The sequence below is a fragment of the Virgibacillus proomii genome (assembly GCF_900162615.1).
Lineage (GTDB): Bacteria > Bacillota > Bacilli > Bacillales > Amphibacillaceae > Virgibacillus > Virgibacillus proomii.
In genome coordinates this window covers 222,265-238,900 of record NZ_FUFN01000009.1, presented here as the reverse complement: position 1 = coordinate 238,900, position 16,636 = coordinate 222,265, and the positions used below count along the sequence as shown (strand labels likewise).

Annotated in this window: 17 protein-coding genes and 1 pseudogene; 15 read left to right on the top strand and 3 right to left on the bottom strand. The window is 33.7% G+C overall.

All coding sequences use genetic code 11. The annotated features are described in order from the left end of the window. Positions 1-28: 28 nt before the first annotated feature. From BN1066_RS03850 to BN1066_RS03825, 5 genes are all read left to right on the top strand, one after another. Positions 29-931 carry a diacylglycerol kinase gene (locus BN1066_RS03850; RefSeq protein ID WP_077318186.1) on the top strand — a complete coding sequence of 301 codons (903 nt, stop codon included), beginning with the start codon at positions 29-31 and terminating at the stop codon, positions 929-931. Between the two features lie 379 nt (positions 932-1,310). Beyond that, positions 1,311-1,469, top strand: coding sequence for a hypothetical protein (locus BN1066_RS20100; RefSeq protein WP_179104273.1), 159 nt, complete (start codon positions 1,311-1,313; stop codon positions 1,467-1,469). A 93-nt stretch (positions 1,470-1,562) separates the two neighbouring features. Beyond that, positions 1,563-2,942 (top strand): 23S rRNA (uracil(1939)-C(5))-methyltransferase RlmD, encoded by a 1,380-nt coding sequence (gene rlmD / locus BN1066_RS03840; RefSeq protein ID WP_077318184.1) that lies wholly within the window; start codon positions 1,563-1,565, stop codon positions 2,940-2,942. Between the two features lie 800 nt (positions 2,943-3,742). Continuing rightward, entirely contained in the window at positions 3,743-4,159 is a 417-nt protein-coding gene (locus BN1066_RS03830) for a hypothetical protein (RefSeq protein ID WP_077318182.1), read from the top strand. A gap of 117 nt (positions 4,160-4,276) precedes the next feature. After that, a complete protein-coding gene (locus BN1066_RS03825) occupies positions 4,277-4,708 on the top strand; it encodes a hypothetical protein (protein WP_077318181.1) in 432 nt (143 codons plus the stop codon). 130 nt (positions 4,709-4,838) lie between these two features. On the opposite strand, the pseudogene catA reads toward BN1066_RS03825, so the two are convergent. Then, positions 4,839-5,549, bottom strand: a pseudogene (catA, locus tag BN1066_RS03820) (type A chloramphenicol O-acetyltransferase). A 312-nt stretch (positions 5,550-5,861) separates the two neighbouring features. On the opposite strand from catA, the gene ant(9) reads away from it, so the two are divergent. Further along, on the top strand, positions 5,862-6,647 hold the full coding sequence (ant(9), locus tag BN1066_RS03815; RefSeq protein WP_077318180.1) for an aminoglycoside nucleotidyltransferase ANT(9): 786 nt from the start codon (positions 5,862-5,864) through the stop codon (positions 6,645-6,647). Positions 6,648-6,885: 238 nt separating this feature from the next. On the opposite strand, the gene BN1066_RS03810 is transcribed toward ant(9), so the two are convergent. Then, the gene (locus BN1066_RS03810) at positions 6,886-7,440 is read right to left on the bottom strand and encodes a hypothetical protein (RefSeq protein ID WP_077318179.1); all 555 of its coding nucleotides are present in this window, start codon (positions 7,438-7,440) and stop codon (positions 6,886-6,888) included. A gap of 182 nt (positions 7,441-7,622) precedes the next feature. Between BN1066_RS03810 and BN1066_RS03805 the strand changes: the two genes are divergently transcribed. The 8 genes from BN1066_RS03805 (at position 7,623) to BN1066_RS03765 (ending at position 14,800) form a co-directional block, all read left to right on the top strand. Then, positions 7,623-8,102 carry a hypothetical protein gene (locus tag BN1066_RS03805; protein WP_077318178.1) on the top strand — a complete coding sequence of 160 codons (480 nt, stop codon included), beginning with the start codon at positions 7,623-7,625 and terminating at the stop codon, positions 8,100-8,102. 669 nt (positions 8,103-8,771) lie between these two features. After that, positions 8,772-10,208 (top strand): LAGLIDADG family homing endonuclease, encoded by a 1,437-nt coding sequence (locus BN1066_RS03800; protein WP_077318177.1) that lies wholly within the window; start codon positions 8,772-8,774, stop codon positions 10,206-10,208. Between the two features lie 1,056 nt (positions 10,209-11,264). Beyond that, on the top strand, positions 11,265-11,702 hold the full coding sequence (locus tag BN1066_RS03795; RefSeq protein WP_077318176.1) for a hypothetical protein: 438 nt from the start codon (positions 11,265-11,267) through the stop codon (positions 11,700-11,702). Between the two features lie 6 nt (positions 11,703-11,708). After that, positions 11,709-11,972 carry a hypothetical protein gene (locus BN1066_RS03790; protein WP_077318175.1) on the top strand — a complete coding sequence of 88 codons (264 nt, stop codon included), beginning with the start codon at positions 11,709-11,711 and terminating at the stop codon, positions 11,970-11,972. 425 nt (positions 11,973-12,397) lie between these two features. Next, complete coding sequence (locus BN1066_RS03785; protein WP_077318174.1) at positions 12,398-12,799, top strand: helix-turn-helix domain-containing protein; 402 nt, start codon at positions 12,398-12,400, stop codon at positions 12,797-12,799. 330 nt (positions 12,800-13,129) lie between these two features. Further along, on the top strand, positions 13,130-13,870 hold the full coding sequence (locus BN1066_RS03775) for a DUF1385 domain-containing protein (RefSeq protein WP_077318172.1): 741 nt from the start codon (positions 13,130-13,132) through the stop codon (positions 13,868-13,870). Between the two features lie 226 nt (positions 13,871-14,096). Then, positions 14,097-14,489, top strand: coding sequence for an ankyrin repeat domain-containing protein (locus tag BN1066_RS03770; protein WP_077318171.1), 393 nt, complete (start codon positions 14,097-14,099; stop codon positions 14,487-14,489). Further along, positions 14,447-14,800 carry a cyclic-phosphate processing receiver domain-containing protein gene (locus BN1066_RS03765; protein ID WP_077318170.1) on the top strand — a complete coding sequence of 118 codons (354 nt, stop codon included), beginning with the start codon at positions 14,447-14,449 and terminating at the stop codon, positions 14,798-14,800. The genes BN1066_RS03770 and BN1066_RS03765 overlap by 43 nt, the downstream gene beginning before the upstream one ends. A 33-nt stretch (positions 14,801-14,833) precedes the next feature. On the opposite strand, the gene BN1066_RS03760 is transcribed toward BN1066_RS03765, so the two are convergent. Continuing rightward, on the bottom strand, positions 14,834-15,364 hold the full coding sequence (locus tag BN1066_RS03760; protein WP_077318169.1) for a hypothetical protein: 531 nt from the start codon (positions 15,362-15,364) through the stop codon (positions 14,834-14,836). A 248-nt stretch (positions 15,365-15,612) separates the two neighbouring features. Here BN1066_RS03760 and BN1066_RS03755 point away from each other — a divergent pair, with 248 nt between their 5' ends. Next, positions 15,613-15,897, top strand: a complete 285-nt coding sequence (locus tag BN1066_RS03755) for a helix-turn-helix domain-containing protein (RefSeq protein ID WP_077318168.1) — start codon at positions 15,613-15,615, stop codon at positions 15,895-15,897. Positions 15,898-16,636 lie beyond the last annotated feature (739 nt).

The window sequence follows — 16,636 nt, the reverse complement described above, 5'->3', positions numbered from 1 at the left end:
GTGCATGGTGCATTGCGGAGGGAAAACAATGAAGAAAGCACGTATTATCTATAACCCTACATCTGGGAGAGAAGCCTTTAGAAAAGAATTACCAGTTGTTTTAGAAAAGCTTGAAGTAGCTGGATATGAAACTTCTGCTCATGCAACAACTTGCGAGGGGGATGCTACCACTGCTGCAAGATTAGCGATTGAGAGGGGACATGATCTTGTTATTGCTGCTGGTGGTGATGGTACCATAAATGAGGTAATTAATGGCCTTGCTGAGCAAAATCACCGACCAAAGTTGGGCATCATCCCTGTGGGAACGACAAATGATTTTGCGAGAGCTTTACGGATTCCAAGAGATATTCAAAAAGCTGTAGATGTTATTATCGAAGGCAAAACAATGTTTTTAGATATTGGAAAAGTAAACAACCATTATTTTATGAATATAGCCGGTGGAGGTAAGTTAACCGAGCTGACTTATGAAGTGCCTAGCAAATTAAAAACCATGTTGGGACAGCTCGCTTATTATATGAAAGGTATTGAAATGCTGCCTTCTTTAAAACCGACAAGAGCCAAAATAGAATATGACGGAAAAGTAGTAGACGAGGATATTATGCTTTTTCTTATTTCTAATTCAAATTCTGTTGGAGGGTTTGAAAAGCTTGCTCCTGATGCAGATATGCAGGATGGTTATTTTGATTTAATTATTCTACGAAAAACGAATTTGGCTGAGTTTATTCGAATTGCGACGCTTGCTTTACGAGGAGCACATTTAGAGGATAAACATGTCATTTATGACAAGGCAAAGTATATTAAGGTGACTACGGATGAAAAGATGCAATTAAATATAGATGGAGAATATGGTGGTCTGCTTCCAGGCGAATTTGTCAATCTGCAACAACATATTGAATTTTTTGTTCCAACTGAATTCATTGAAAAAAGGTAAAAAGGCTACTTGTACAGTAGTCTTTTTTATACTATAGGATAGTATAAAGTTTTTAGGTTTATAGTATAAGAAAAACTACAGCTTTCGCTAAAGACTTGGCGACAAGCCAAGTTTTTCTAAAAAAATGGGTGTCCATATGAAGAGAGCTTAAGCTTCGGATAACACATAATATGATTAAGCCGATTTTTAGGGAATGATTTCTGTATTGGAAAAACTGTTTTAAGTTAAAAATCTTCTGCTGAACCTGAAATTAGCTGAGGACAGTTTAAAAAGACATATTCCCGCTCATTAGTAAGGATCTTGTATGTAGCCGAATCTTTAGTAAGAGTGAAACGCCATGGCTCTTTAAAACAGTATGGGTATGGGGGGAGATGTTCATGTGGAAAATGCAAATTATTATGTTGGCTGGGGAACGCTTGCATTAATAAATGCCGTTCTGGCACAGGGGAAAAATAGAAGCGGTCTGAATTGGTTTCTTGTATCACTCTTACTAGGACCATTTGCAACTTTAATGCTGTTGTTTACAGAAAAAAATTAAGTTAGACTATAGTTATTCTTGTCGCTTTACATGTGGATACCTCATAGAGTTATGCGATAAGGAATACATACAAGCGTATAAAGGAAGAGAATAATGGCAAAAAGAGTAGTACCAGTAAAAAAGAATGAAACAGTAACACTTACTTTTGAAGATTTGACCCATGAAGGTAACGGCATTGCAAAAATAGACGGCTATCCATTATTTGTCCCAAATGCTTTGCCGGGTGAAAAAGCATTGGTTAAAGTCGTTAAAGTAAATAAAAACTTCGGCTATGGCAAGCTCTTGCAAATAGAGAAGCAAAGTTCGGAGCGTGTAGAGCCACCGTGTAATGTGTATTATAAATGCGGTGGCTGTCAATTACAGCATATGAGCTATGATATGCAGCTTGAGATGAAACGAAATCAAGTGAAAAATGTCATGCGGAAGATTGCGCATCTAGATGATGTCTCTGTTTTGCCAACACTAGGGATGAGAGATCCTTGGCGTTATCGTAACAAAGTACAAATTCCAGTAGGCGAAAAGAAAGGCGAACTAATTACTGGATTTTACCAAAAAAGAAGTCACCGTATTATTGAAGATATGAATACTTGTGTTATTCAAGATGAGGTAAATGATCGGATGGTAGAGGCTGTACGGCGAATTGCTGAACGTTTAGGTATACAAGCATATAATGAGAAGAAACATAGCGGTGTTCTGCGTCATATTATGGTGCGTACAGGTAGAGAAACAAATGATACGATGATTGTAATTGTAACCCGAACGGAAAAACTGTCTCAGCAAGATAAGCTAATTAAAGAATTAACCGAAACATACCCTCATGTTAAATCTGTTGTTCATAATGTTAACAAAGAAAGGACGAATGTTATTTTAGGAAAGGAAACAAAGGTTATCTGGGGGGACGCCTACATCTACGATACGATTGGTGATATTCGTTTCGCCATTTCGGCAAAATCCTTTTATCAGGTCAACCCGCAACAAACAAAGGTATTATATGAAAAGGCATTGGAATATGCAAATATTGGAGCAAATGATGTAGTAATTGATGCCTATTGCGGGATTGGCACTATTTCATTGTTTTTGGCTCGACAAGCAAAAAAAGTATATGGTATTGAAGTCGTTCCGGAAGCGATTCACGATGCGAAAATAAATGCAAAGCTCAACGGTATTACGAATGTAGAGTTTATTGTTGGAAAAGCTGAAAAAGTTATGCCACGGTGGAAAGCTCAAGGACTTCAGCCGGATGTTATTGTCGTTGATCCTCCGCGTAAAGGTTGCGAAATAGATTTTCTTCAAGCCATGATTGAAATGGAACCAAATCGGATTGTATATGTTTCCTGCAATCCTTCTACACTAGCACGCGATTTAAAAATACTTGATGAAGGCGGCTATGAAACAAAGGAAATACAGCCAGTTGATATGTTTCCTCAGACGAATCATGTGGAGTGTGTATCGTTGCTACAAAGAGAATTGTAGATCAATAATAAACACCTGACTGTCAAAATAAACATCTGCTACTCCCACCACCGATTTCGTAATAATAAACATTTGCTTTTTCAATATAGATCCAATAATTTCTCGGGTTTTCCTCATCAGGAGCCCGAGTTTTTTTATGTCTTTTCCAATATCTTTTCAATGCAGTTATGTTCCTAAATCCTTGTCATTACTGGGTTTATCCAATATCCAATTCAATAATAAATCAATACTCATTCAATATTTTCTCTTTATTTTATCCCTCTTTTCTCCACTATCTATTCTAGAATTTTTCCTTATTCCATTCCCAAAACTTTATTCCAACTTCGAAAAAACCATGAAAAAACAGCCGAAAAAGGCCGGAAAAACGGTCATTTTTGAACCAAGAAAGTGTGAAAATAGGGGTTCCGTAGCAAAACTTTATTATGACTCAAACGGTGGAATGCGGGTTGGAGGGGTGGGGTTTTCCCAAATGATTAATCTTATGGTACATAGTTAGAAAAAAGAATCTAGTTAGGTTTGTAATATTTCATCCATAAGGTGGAAGAGAGAGATAAGAAGATATGAGAATAGCTTTTCTCTTTTCAAGGTACAGTAATTAATTCGGATTAACGTGGTATTCTGAGTTGTTCATATCCATTCAAGTAAAAACAGGCGGATAAGATAATATTTATGAAGGCTAATTCAGGGGTAGTCTTTATTGTTTGAAAAAATCTAAATGTGACTTCTCAGGCAACCCTTTTATACCATTGACTATATAAAATGGAATCATAGAAAAAATAAAACAGAATGGAGATGCAAAAATGAAATTGATTAACGGTTTAAATAGAAAATACATTGAAGGGTCGGATGTGGAGTATATATATTACAGCAAACATATGCTAAAAACTAATTTAATTATTGTTGCAAACACGTTGCCATACGAAGATTGTTCAGAAGAATTAGGGTGGAGTGTTGAAACTTCCATAGAAGTTAAACATTATAATGATATAGATGCCGTTTCATTTACAGTATACCAAGGGGATTACTTACATGATATTCAAGTTTATAGAATTGTAAAAGATATTTATGACTTATATCTTGATAATGCATTATCTGATTTTCTTTATATAATTAATGAGTTAAGTGTAGGTTCTCAATCACAATCTATGCAAAGTAAGAAGGAAAATGCAGTTAGTGTCAGAAATAGGATTTTGTCAGACTTTGCAGAAATTAATTGAGATGTTATTGGCATTTCTACCAACAATCAATCACTTTTAGCCGATCCAATACCAAATCGAGTTGTATCCTAATGGTGCTTCATAAATAATTAAATACGAGTAAAGGATGAAGGGCATATGACAAAAAAGAATATTATTGATATAAGCGAAAATCTCAATTTTAATACCGAGGATTTGGAATTATCCGTTGATTATTTAGAATTCATTACCGAAACTTGGCACAACAGAGTACCGGAAACAAGAGGTTATAAAGTTTGTCCCATGCAAGAAGCAACCCATGTAGTATTTTCTAGATTAGATCTAGCATTGGTAGGGGAATATGGTGAGGATCTTTCTATACATCGTGTTTATCCAATTGGTAAAGATGAAGATTTAGGGGAAATTTTAATTTTTGATGATACTGGACAAGCTCTTATTGGATTTGATGTCTACATACCTTGTGAGTATCTGAAAGAGTTGAAGAAAATAGAATATATAGAGAAAAGTAATGAAATATGTCCAAGCAACGTTATCTCTCTTTCAGAATATAAGAACAATATAAAACAATAGGATATAAAAATGTTTTGTGTAAAAGGAATCCTGTTTAATTCGCTATCTTTAAATTGGAAAATCTAGTCATTTCAAAATCAAAGGTAAGATGGAGATAGATTGTTTAACATTGTGAAGAAATGTACTTAAACTATTGAGGGAGGTTAGTGAGAAAACCGACTGTAAAAAGTACAGTCGGTATTATTTCATATTATAAAAGCCAGTCATTAGGCCTATCTGCGAATTCCTGAATAGTGTTCATAAACAATCCTGCGTGATAACCATCACAAACAGAATGATGTACTTGTAAAGATAGCGGTAAATATATTGAATTACCTTTATTAATGAATTTTCCTGCTGTAATAATGGGGTGAAGATAATTGCTATTATTATTGATATTTAAGTTAAACCCAGTGAATGAAGTCCATGGAATAACAGAAATAGAAAAAGCATTTTCAGGTATAGGAGTTTTGGGAAACAATTTCCCCGAACCATTATATTTCTCTACATCAGAAAGGTATAAATCATAAAACTCTTTGAATTCATTCTTTACAGGAGTCCAAATACCAGAGAATGTTTTAGATACACTATCAAAAATTGTATAAAGTGGCTCTAACTTATCCCAATAACCTAACTCTCCGTCGCTATTGTAACCAGTTCTAAAAGCTGTATTTGAGTTTATCACCCTTGTCACTAAGAAAATAAATGCAGGGTAAAATTTATATCCTTCTTGTTTTATGTTTCGGTATAAAACACTAATATCAATTTCTGTGGTTATACTAAAAGTCGTTTGTTGGTTCAAATAATGATTAAATATCTCTTTTCTCTTCCAATTGTCTAAATCAATTTTATTAAAGTTCATTTGATATGCCTCCTAAATTTTTATCTAAAGTGAATTTAGGAGGCTGACTTGTCTGCTTTCTTCATTAGAATCAACCCTTTTTTAAAAGTCAATATTATTGTAACATAAATATATATTTTAAAAATACCCCACTTTATCCAATTTTCGTTTGTAAAAATAATTGTTGCTTTCTAAAAGGAAGAAACCAATTCTTGTTTGTTAAATGGACATTGAATAGTATCTATCTTTATTGTTCAAAAGCCATTTAATTGAATACTAACAAAACAAACGTACATTAGAGGAATATAATCAGACGAGAGGAGTATTTAGTATATGTACAGTTTGAGTAACAAAAAAATTCCAGCACAAGCAATTAAAGCATTAAAAATTGTGGAGGAGTTACTCGGAAGTTCGATAATCGGAGTATATTTATTTGGTTCAGCAGTAAAAGGAGGCTTACGCATCAACAGTGATGTTGATGTCCTAGTACTAGTGAATAATAGTTTACTTGAAGTAACTCGAAAAAAACTAACTGACAGACTAATGCTTATATCTGGAAAGATAGGAAATACAGATTCATTGAGACCTCTTGAACTCACGGTTATCAACCATAGCGATGTTGTACCTTGGAAATATCCACCAAAAAAAGAATTTATCTACGGTGAGTGGCTCAGAGGTGAGTTTGAGAAAGGACAAATTCAGGGACCAAGTTATGATCCCGATTTGGCAATTGTTTTAGCACAGGCAAGAAAGTATAGCATTTCCCTATTTGGTCCTGATGCTTCAAATATACTTGCTCCTGTGCCTTTGACAGATATTCGAAGAGCAATTAAGGATTCTTTGCCAGAGTTGATTGAGGAAATCAAAGATGATGAGCGTAATGTAATTTTAACCCTAGCTCGGATGTGGCAGACGGTAACTACTGGTGAAATTTCTCCAAAAGATGTGGCTGCAAAATGGGCTATACCTCTTTTGCCAAAAGAGCATTCGAATTTAATGGATATAGCAGGAAAATCCTATCGAGGAGAGTGTATTGATAAGTGGGAAGGACTAGAGAGCGAGGTAATAGCACTCATTAATTACATGAAAAACGCCGTGAATTCTCATCTTAATAACTGAGCATGAGCTAAATTTACTTAAATGCATGTAAAAATAAGAAGTAATTGTGAAGTAAAACACTTAAAGTAACTGTTGCGTTAATGAAAGGTGAAATAAGATTAATTAACTGTATTAGAGTTATACAAGTTAAGGCTGGCCTATATGGGTTCAGTCTTTTTTATTTGTCTTTTTGATGAGGCGACAAAAAGGGAGGAGCAAACTCCCTTTCACTATTCTAATTCAAATTTATCGCATAATTCTATTCAACAGAGAACATAGGTGATTCCCCAAATTCAACTAAGTACTGATCAATTTCAATAGGATCGTAAATTTCTTTTTCTATAAAATATCCAATTATATTATCAAAGACAGAATTTTCTTCTGCTAAAGTAAGTCCAGCCCATCGCAATAAATCATCTGTTTCTTCTATATTTAATCGTAATGCAACTGCAAAGCAAAGAAGTTTTTGTTTGGATGGGTTTATTTTGTTTTTTATAACTTTATTTTTATAAAATCGGTCAACATCAAACTTTTCAAGGTCAACAGAAAAGCTCTTATTCCGTTCATTTAAAAGCGACTCCACATACTCTCCGAGTGTATAAGTGTTTTTCACCCTTTTGATCCTTTGTTTTAAAGCTCCAAAGATACCTTTACCATAATAAGTATCCACAGGCGGTGATGATGGACTATATACCGTAGTTGAGTCATTAGCAAGGAACTGTCTTTTTAGGGCTGTAGCTGCTTTATTTAGACCATTGTCTCTAATGTATAATTTTAATTCAGCTATAGTCTGTTGGTCTAATGTTTTGTTCATGAAATTCCTCCCAAAATTCTAAATGTGACTTGGAACGTCACCTTTTAATTCCATTGCCTATATATAATAGAATCATAAACAAAAGAAATATGAATTCAAGGAGCTAGAGTAAGGGAATAATTGTAATTTTCTCAGTTCCATGGACTCCATATTTAAAAATCATTAATATAGGAGGAATCGAAATGAGTACACAGATGGAAGTAAACAAATTAGATAATGGTTATGGAAGTGCAATTAAAGTAATAGAAGCAGGACATGCATTTATATGTAGGGTGGCTAATTGGAGTCTAATCTTCGTCAAAATGAATCAGGTTGGAACAGGCTTTAAAGTGGTTTACTATGATCCATTGAATATGGATTATTATGACCAAAACATAAATAAATCGACATTTCATGCGGTATATGAAGAGATGTATAAACCTGTGGTCAGTGAGTACTTTGAGATTATAGGTGCTGGTAATATTGAAACGGTTGATGATATTGAGAGAATCGTGGCTGCTTTACCTGTTACAGATATAGGAGCTGATCATGATAAGATAAGGAGATTTATTGATACGAAAAAGTTGCGTTTTCCAACAAGAAAAGCAAGTTTTGTACTATTTCCAAAGGTTACAAAAGAAGATTCAAAGAAGAAACAAAAGTGTAGCAGCGATAGTAATTGATTCGTTAGGTGATTTTATAAAACAGTATGATAAATATGGAGAAAATGAAATTACTATGGAGGTCCAAGAGGTTAATGCAAAAGTGATGGAAATGGACTTAGTGGAGTACATTAAGAAAGTAATGGATTTATATCAGAAAAGATAGGATTTAACTTTGGGGATGGACATTGGGTGACTGTATATGTAAAAGAATAGATAAATAAATCATTTATGCACTTAAAAGGATTTGCATTAGCATCTTCCAAGCGTATTAAACACCAATTCAGGCTGGATTCCATGGCGAGTCCAGTTCTTTTTTATACCAATATCCCTCTATTTCCTTAGAAATTTCGACCCATAGGATTCAGATTCATATAGTACATATCCAACGTATCGCTATTCCCTATTCAGTAGTTTCCTAACTGTAAAAGCATTTAAAGTTATGCTACAATACTTCATTTTTACCCTATGTTTTTAAGGGGAAAAAGTAGTTATCGAAAGAGAAAACACCTCGAAACGCTCGACCAGCTACTTATTGACTACTATCTAGATAAAAAAATATCGAAAATACCTTATCCTTTGACTATAGGAAAAGGTATATAGGAAGAGGTCTTTGGGCATAATAATTAAGTTTGTATAAAAGTATTTATCCTGGCAATACTCTGTATTACAAATACTTGTAAAAGGAGTATGAATAAAGGATATATGACTATTATATGGACACGGACATTGGTTGAAAGCAAAATGGGCGATGGCGATGGGTACAAACTTATGGAAATTATTAGGGGTAAGAAGGCTACTCATTTTATTATTAACTGCCCAAACGAAATACACCCTCCACAAGAAATTAGTACAAGAACTTTCTCTAGGAGAATAGAAAAAGGGGAAAAGTTATGTGATATATGTACTGGTAGAAAACATCACAATTTCAATAAGATCATGCCGAAGGAAAAGCTATATAAGTTGTATGTGGTAAAAAATATGAGTAGTGCAAAAATTGCCGAATCATTAGGAAAGGAAGTAACCAGGCAACATATTAATTATCTATTAAGAAAGTACGGCATCCCAAGAAAGCAGAAACATCAAAATAGAAAGAGGCCACTTCAAGAAAAAATTTCAAAGGATGACCTTTATTATCTTTATATAATAGAGCAAAAGAGCCAAGCAGAAATAGCAAAAGAATACAATGTTAACTCTAGGAGTATTAGTTATTTAATGAGTATTTATGGAATTAAATCAAGAGGTAAAACAGAGGCCAATAAAATTAGAAGTCTTAGAGAATCTAAGGTAAATTTGAGTTTTTTTCTAACATTTTCTTCCTCCTTTTTCTATGTGTTAGGTGTATTACTAACTGATGGATGGAGGTCAGGAAATAAAATAGGAATTGAAATGGCTGATAAGGATGTAATTGAACATGTAGCGAAGGTGATAGGTTATACTGGTGCAATTACAATTAGAAAACCAAGACAAGGCGGAAAGGTGAATGGCAAAAAGATTCATGGAAGAAAGAAAATGTATGGTATTCAATTTCAAAATTACATGGTTGCACAAATACTGAATAAGTGGGGATTAGTTGAGGGGAAATCCAAGACTTTATCTTTTCCTAAGATCCCTAAAGAGTTTATAGGAGACTTTTTAAGGGGGGTATTTGATGGTGATGGTTCGGTAATCATTCAACAACAAAAAAATAGTAAGGGAGTTTATAAAACTAAGCAATTTAGATTAGTTTTTTATACTGCATCCCTTGATTTTAGAGATGCTCTATGTGAATACTTGAGAAAGGAATATGGCATTACTGGTGGTACTGGGTTTGAAGAGGAAAGTGGTAAGTATTATTTATCTGTAGGAAATAAAGAGAGTGTTTACCTTCTGTGTCATCTTTTGTACAACCAAAATAATACCTTTGGTATGCGGAGAAAAAAAGAGAAAGTACTGTATATACTAAAATACCAAAAGCAGGATAATCCCCCTAAATATAGAAGGTTTTCGAAAGATGAAGTAAAATTAATAAAATCTCATTTATCGCAGGGAATAGCAGTAGGAAAAATTGCTACAGATATGGGCTGCTCGAGATCTGCAATATACTCAATTAAAATTGGAAGAACCCATAAAGATATAAGTCTTTAACATAAGTGGAAATCAAAGAGATATATTTCTTCAATATTGTCAAACCTTATTATCACACAAATACTAAGTCGTGATTACTAAGACGAGCAGATATCGAAGATTATTGAACACTCTATTTTGTTAATATAAAGCGTATTTGATAGTATTGGGGTTTTTCATAATTAGTCTAAAGGAATACTCCGTACATATACTTGATTACTGAAAAATGGTCAATTATAATTGGCATTAACATAGTATTTGGAAAAAGTGGGGATCAAAATGATCTGTATAAATAAGTCTAAAAATATATTAATATATTTTAAAAAACTCGCATCCTAATCAAGAGGAAATGCGGTTTTTTTTTTGCCTATAGTCACTGGTATAAAAGAGAGGCAAACATTATTGATGAAAATTTACTTCAGGAGGTGGATCGAATGAATAATATACATGATTTAAAAAATGAGGAGTTTGGAGCATATATACGAGAATTAAGAGGAAAAGAGGTCTAACTCTTGCCCAAGTAGCTGGAGGTTGGATGTTACGATAAATTATGTCTTATTACTAGAAAGAGATCTTCGAAAACCAACAGATAAGGTAGTTATACAGTTATCCCAGCTCAATAAAGTTGAGGAAGATATTTTATTGATCTAATACCGTTGTGAGTAAGAAAAGTAATCACCAGGAGTATAAATCTGCAAAAGTCCCTTTCTTTTGTTGATAAAAGTAACCTATTTCAGGAGGAAGAGAATCAAATAATGATTGAGATTCACCGTATGATTGCAACATCTTTAAATGAAGATGAAGGTGGTATTTTAAGTGAATAACTTTTAAAGACTAGTTTCTCATTATTATATATATATCAAAAAGGTGGAGGTAAACTAAATGAGCAGAAGAATTGATATTATCAAGAATCGACTGAAGATTGGAAGTGGGCAGGGACAACCTTATTGATGTTTAGTGCTTTAGTTGTTGATAAATAGATAAATATCTGGAAAATAAAATTGAAATGCAGGGAATGGATTAGTGTACGACATTAAGCAAGTATTAAACAACAATTAACAGAGAGGATGGCTCAGTATGACTAAGGGTGATTTATGTTCTAATAACAGAATGGATGAAGAACAAGCAGTAGGGTATATGCTTTTAACATGCAGAGAAATGGGTTTATCCATGGAACAAATTAAGCAGATTAAATCCATCATGATTACTCAATTTCAGCAACATTCACCTGATGAGGCAAAGAAGCAGGGTGCAGAGTGGTTTCGTTCCATCCGGGAAAAGCCAATAAATCAAAGTAAGTACAACAGTTTAGAGGATCGTATACCAAATTCTATATATAAAAGAGTGAATGTTAAAATACCCAAGATTCCTGAATCTCATCATACAAGGAAACTACGGGAGAAAAATGAGAGGATTATTGAAGAATTGCAGCAGATGCAGAATGGTCCTTTTGGGTTATTCAAATTATTTAGAAGGTGTAAATGTAATCCATATTATGAAAGTAGGAAGGAGTAGATTCATTTGTTATTATATCACGAAATCCATAAAACGTTTGATGACTTTGAAGAGGTATTTCGTTATCGAATGGATAGGGATGACGGTACTTTAATTGAAACAGATAAAGAACTACAAAAAGGACAAGTGATTATTATAAAAGACATAAATGAGTATGCAATTATTGTTGAAGATGTTTGGGAGGAATACGGTCAAAGATATTTTTCTCACGTTTCTGCTGAGGATCTTATTGTTAGAGCGAGAGTTCGTAATCAAGTTAGATTTTTATAAGAGGATTGGCGATCAAGAGTAATTTTTCATTGTTCTTATTTATAAGCATTCATCCTGCTACTCCAATCACACGGCGTTAAATGCAATATGTCAGCAATAAAACCACTTGAAGAGGTATAAGCAAAATACATCTTGAATCAAAATGTGGGAATATGGAGAAACAGGGTAAAAGTATTCTGGTTTCCGCTATTAAAGATAATGATTGATTATTAAATGGAGCTAATTTATAATACAAGATAATAATAAATACACAAATGGTGTTTCAAGTGAACAGAAACTACTTGTATTCCAAAATTAGAATAGTATCTTTAAACTCGTTTCCTAACAAGGGGACGAGTTTTTTATTTTGTTACTAGTGTTTATAGTCGTTGGTATAAATGAGAGGCAAACATTAATGGTGAAAATTTAATTTAAGGGTGGTTCGAATGAGTAATAAACACGGTTTAAAAAATATGGAATTTGGAATTTATATACGGGAATTAAGAGAAAAAAGAGGTTTAACTCTTGCCCAGGTAGCTGAGAGATTGGATCTTTCGATAAATTATGTCTCACAACTTGAAAGAAATCTTCGAAAACCCACAGATAAGTTAGTTATAGAGTTTTCCCAACTTTATAAAGTAGATCAAGATATTTTATTTAGAAAATCAGGTCAAATCCCGTTGCGAGTAAGAAAAGTGATCAACAGAAATACAAATCTGCAAAAATCTCTTTCTTTTGTTGATAAAAGGAACCTATCACAGGAGGTTGAGAAGCAAATAGTGATTAGGATTCACCGAATGATTGCAGAATTTTTTAATGTAGATGAAAGTGATATTTTAAGTAAATAACTTTTCAAAGTTAGCTTTGTATTATTAAAAATATAAGGTGGAGGAAACTAATGAGCAAAAGAATTATATTATCAAAATGCAGTCTCCAGAAGATTGGAAGTGGGTAGGTACAACTAGTACCTCATTGAATTGTAGTGCATCAGATATTGATAAATATATAGATATCTGGAAAAAAATTGAAAAGCAGGGAATGGATGTACTAGACATACATGTTTTTACTAGGGGTGTGAAGGATGGCTATGACATGGTAAATATTCAATTTTTAAAAAGACCTTCGGAAGATAACTCTTCACGATAGGTTGTATCATTTGATTTTAGGAGGGATTCAAATTGAAGATATATGGAGGTAAAGCAGGATTTAATTCTGTAAGTTTTACAGGGGAAAGGTACCGATCGGTAGCACGATTAAAGGGGGGAAAAATCATAACAGTAACTGAACGTAAGAAAGAAGACTTGAAAATAATTAAAGTTCTATCTAAAGTACCTTTCGTTCGCTCATTTAATTTGATAGTCGAGACGGTAATTGAGTCTTGGAAGTTATTTTTATTTGTGACGATTGTATTGCTATTGATGCGAGTGTTTTTCAATGAAAAAACCAGTGTTGGTCTATTGTACCTCATCCCAAGCAATAGATTGGTACTGTTATGTAGCGTACTCATTATAGCAGGTTTAATTATTAAGCTAAGTTCCGTGAGTAAGTATCACGCTGCGGAACACATGTGTGCTAATACTTATGATAAGAGTCTAAATCTAACATTAGATTATATAAAGAATCAATCGAGGGTACATAAAGATTGTGGAACAAATCTAATCATTTCTTTCTTCATATGTTTCGTTATTCTATTTTTAGTTTTTGGAGATACTCCTTGGTTGATTCTAGTAGCATGGAGTATAGGCTATGAGCTTTGGAGAAGTGAACCAAAAGTAATTTGGAGCCTCATATTAATAATTGGCAAAATTACACAATATGTCCTCTACACATCAAAGCCTAATGAAAAACATTTATTGGTTGCAATAGCGGCACTTAGAGAACTAGAAAAGGAAGAAATCAGGGGAAATATTGAAACTTGAAACTGCCTTAGTCATGTTTAACTTTTACTAGTAAAACTGCACGAAGTAACGGCGATGACTGCCAAAGTTTCATTAAATCTGCACGAAGTAACGGAAGGGTAGTCCAAAGTTTACTGCAAACTGCAGTAACTCACGAAACCAACATCCAAAGTTTAAGTAAAACTGAAAGATATTAGGTACCCTACTTCTTTGTTTCCTACAACAATCATTTGATCGAGGTGAGGTTATGAACTACTTTAAGTTGTTACAAAATAATGATATCGAAGCACTGGGGAAGTATTTGAATAAACATGATGCCAATGAAGAGATTCAAGGACAGAGTTTACTTTATTGGTCTGTATACATGGGGAACATGGAATTTACGAAGCTATTAATTGAAAGTGGTGCAGATGTAAACAGAGAAGATAAATTGGGTAGAACACCTCTTGAAATTTCCTCGTACTTTGGGTTTACGGAAGTTGCTGAGCTTTTATTAAAACATGATGCCAAAGTCATTTCTACATGTATGGATCGTGCTTATTTCGGTTGGGATCGAAATGTTCAATCAGATGTTTTAGATCTGTTTCAAAAGTATGGATGGCTCAACATTTATCTGATGATCTACGAGACATACCTATAGGTTTTAAAGGGGCAAGAACAATAGAACATGCTATCTCCATAATGGAACAAAACACTGTCCATATGCTTTCTCTAGACCATGACTTAGGAGTAGATGAAGAGGGAGATCTTTTACCAACTGGATACGATTTGGTTAAGTATATGTGTGAGAATGGATTAAGAGCAAACAGGATCTATATACATACAGACAATGTTGTGGGGCGAGAAAATATGTATCAAACGTTGTTGGCTGCAAGAAGGCGAGGATTTATTGACAACGATATTGAAATCTATCGGTATTCAATCACAGTCAATAGATATACAGAGAGCTAATTTTATTCTGTATAAGATGTAGGAGCCCCTTAGTTAATTCTCAGAAGGGGCTTCTTCGTACTTTCTGATAAATTCTAGTAGACTCATACTGATGATATCTCTTTGGCGAAGATGTGGAAATTGTCTAGTACATAATTTGGAGAACTGATTATAGATATCAGCGTTGACCTGAAAGGATTTGTTAATTGTTTTAGAGGCTGGATTGTAAACAATTGGGTTTATGATTAATTGGTTCTCATGGTCGCCTAATAGACGTTTTATTTCACCCAAATGATCTTCTATAAACCGTAATGTTTCATTTGGCTTTTCACTTTTATCTAGTTTCTCTACTGAGTCAATATATACCTCGTACTCTTCCAAACTCATCAGTTTCTCGTATTTTTTGGTAGTCTGGTTATATTGGAAATTACCGTTATCCCTCATAAGTTTTGTGAAGGCACTGTATGGGATACCGATCTTCTCGCTCACCTTCTTTAAATGATCTTTCTCCTCCTTTTCTAGCATTTTATTAACTGTACGTACCTTGTCATTCATTGATAGACCCATAAATTCTTCTGTGGTCATTCTGTATCACTTCCTTACTCTTTGATGAAATTTACTATACTTTATATTAGATATCTCTGAATAAAATATTCCATTTAGGTACATAAATGTGGTTTTACTGTAGATAAATTAAAGACTCTTTCGGGATTAATCTATAGCAATAAATACCCTTTCTATCGGTTATAACTTGGGAAATGAAGTCTAGTATAAAGAGTAAACAAAATAAATCAGGGATTGGAGACATCCAATAGATTAGGAGGAATTTAGGAATGAATAACGAGGAGAAAATAATGCTGGTAGATCAGTTGGTAGAGGACTTTGGTAAAACTGTAAAAGAGTTCAGGGTAAAAAGCGGGTTAACACTTCAAGACATGGCAGAAATTGTTTCGATTAGCCCGAGCTATGTGTATAGGATCGAAGCACACAAAAGAAAACCGGAAATTGGAACTAGAATAAGGTTTATGACTGAAGCAATGGGCTTTACTTCAGAAGAGATAAACTTATACTTGGAAAAGTATATTGCGAAAGAAAAGTTAAACAGGGAATCAAATTAGATACAAATTTGGAAAACTACTAGATGTAGGCATGAATTCTAATCTAGTAGTTTTATTTTCTTATAATTAGTCGGAATATTGTCTTAATATCAGGATTGCCTAATCTTAACCCTATATATATATAGGGTTAAGATTGTCCTAATAATAAAATTCCCTTGAAAGTGACAGTCAGTAGAACTGCTAGATTAAATTAGGAACCCGTTGTTGGAATCCTCTAGTCGAGCTGATTGAGGATGAATCGAAGATAGCACTATAGGGGAGAATTATGGGAAAAAGTAAAAATACATTAGATGAAGGGAATCAATATATATATATAAGAGCCACATTGGTCCCATTTTGGGACACAATTATTTACGATTGACGAAAGTTAGAAACAAGGAATTGCAAAGGGTGCTTGAAACGGTTCGAATAAGGTACAAATACTGTTCCTTATATAAATTTATTGTTAATCAACGCAGTGTCCGGTAATTTGCTGCACAAAATTCCATTACTCATTGAATATTAAAATCAGGATTGCCTAATCTTAACCCTATATAATATATGTCGAAAATAAGGTTTCGGCAGTCACAAATATAAAAATCCCCATGATGAGTGACTCTTAAAAAGAACAACTAAGCCAGACACCAGTTAACTAACTAATTGTCACGGAACAGAAGAAACCTTATTACCTACAAGTTAACGTTAACATGCTGATCAGCAATAAGGTTAGGTGCCCGTCAGTGAAAAATATTTGATAATA

Excerpts from the sequence above, each read along its gene's own strand:
- rlmD (WP_077318184.1), top strand. The coding sequence starts at position 1,563 with ATGGCAAAAAGAGTAGTACCAGTAAAAAAGAATGAAACAGTAACACTT.
- BN1066_RS03765 (WP_077318170.1), top strand. The coding sequence starts at position 14,447 with ATGGCTCAACATTTATCTGATGATCTACGAGACATACCTATAGGTTTT.
- BN1066_RS03800 (WP_077318177.1), top strand. The coding sequence starts at position 8,772 with ATGAATAAAGGATATATGACTATTATATGGACACGGACATTGGTTGAA.
- BN1066_RS03785 (WP_077318174.1), top strand. The coding sequence starts at position 12,398 with ATGAGTAATAAACACGGTTTAAAAAATATGGAATTTGGAATTTATATA.
- BN1066_RS03810 (WP_077318179.1), bottom strand. The coding sequence starts at position 7,440 with ATGAACAAAACATTAGACCAACAGACTATAGCTGAATTAAAATTATAC.
- BN1066_RS03830 (WP_077318182.1), top strand. The coding sequence starts at position 3,743 with ATGAAATTGATTAACGGTTTAAATAGAAAATACATTGAAGGGTCGGAT.
- BN1066_RS03760 (WP_077318169.1), bottom strand. The coding sequence starts at position 15,364 with ATGACCACAGAAGAATTTATGGGTCTATCAATGAATGACAAGGTACGT.
- BN1066_RS03850 (WP_077318186.1), top strand. The coding sequence starts at position 29 with ATGAAGAAAGCACGTATTATCTATAACCCTACATCTGGGAGAGAAGCC.
- BN1066_RS03770 (WP_077318171.1), top strand. The coding sequence starts at position 14,097 with ATGAACTACTTTAAGTTGTTACAAAATAATGATATCGAAGCACTGGGG.
- BN1066_RS03825 (WP_077318181.1), top strand. The coding sequence starts at position 4,277 with ATGACAAAAAAGAATATTATTGATATAAGCGAAAATCTCAATTTTAAT.
- BN1066_RS03755 (WP_077318168.1), top strand. The coding sequence starts at position 15,613 with ATGAATAACGAGGAGAAAATAATGCTGGTAGATCAGTTGGTAGAGGAC.
- BN1066_RS03805 (WP_077318178.1), top strand. The coding sequence starts at position 7,623 with ATGAGTACACAGATGGAAGTAAACAAATTAGATAATGGTTATGGAAGT.
- BN1066_RS03795 (WP_077318176.1), top strand. The coding sequence starts at position 11,265 with ATGACTAAGGGTGATTTATGTTCTAATAACAGAATGGATGAAGAACAA.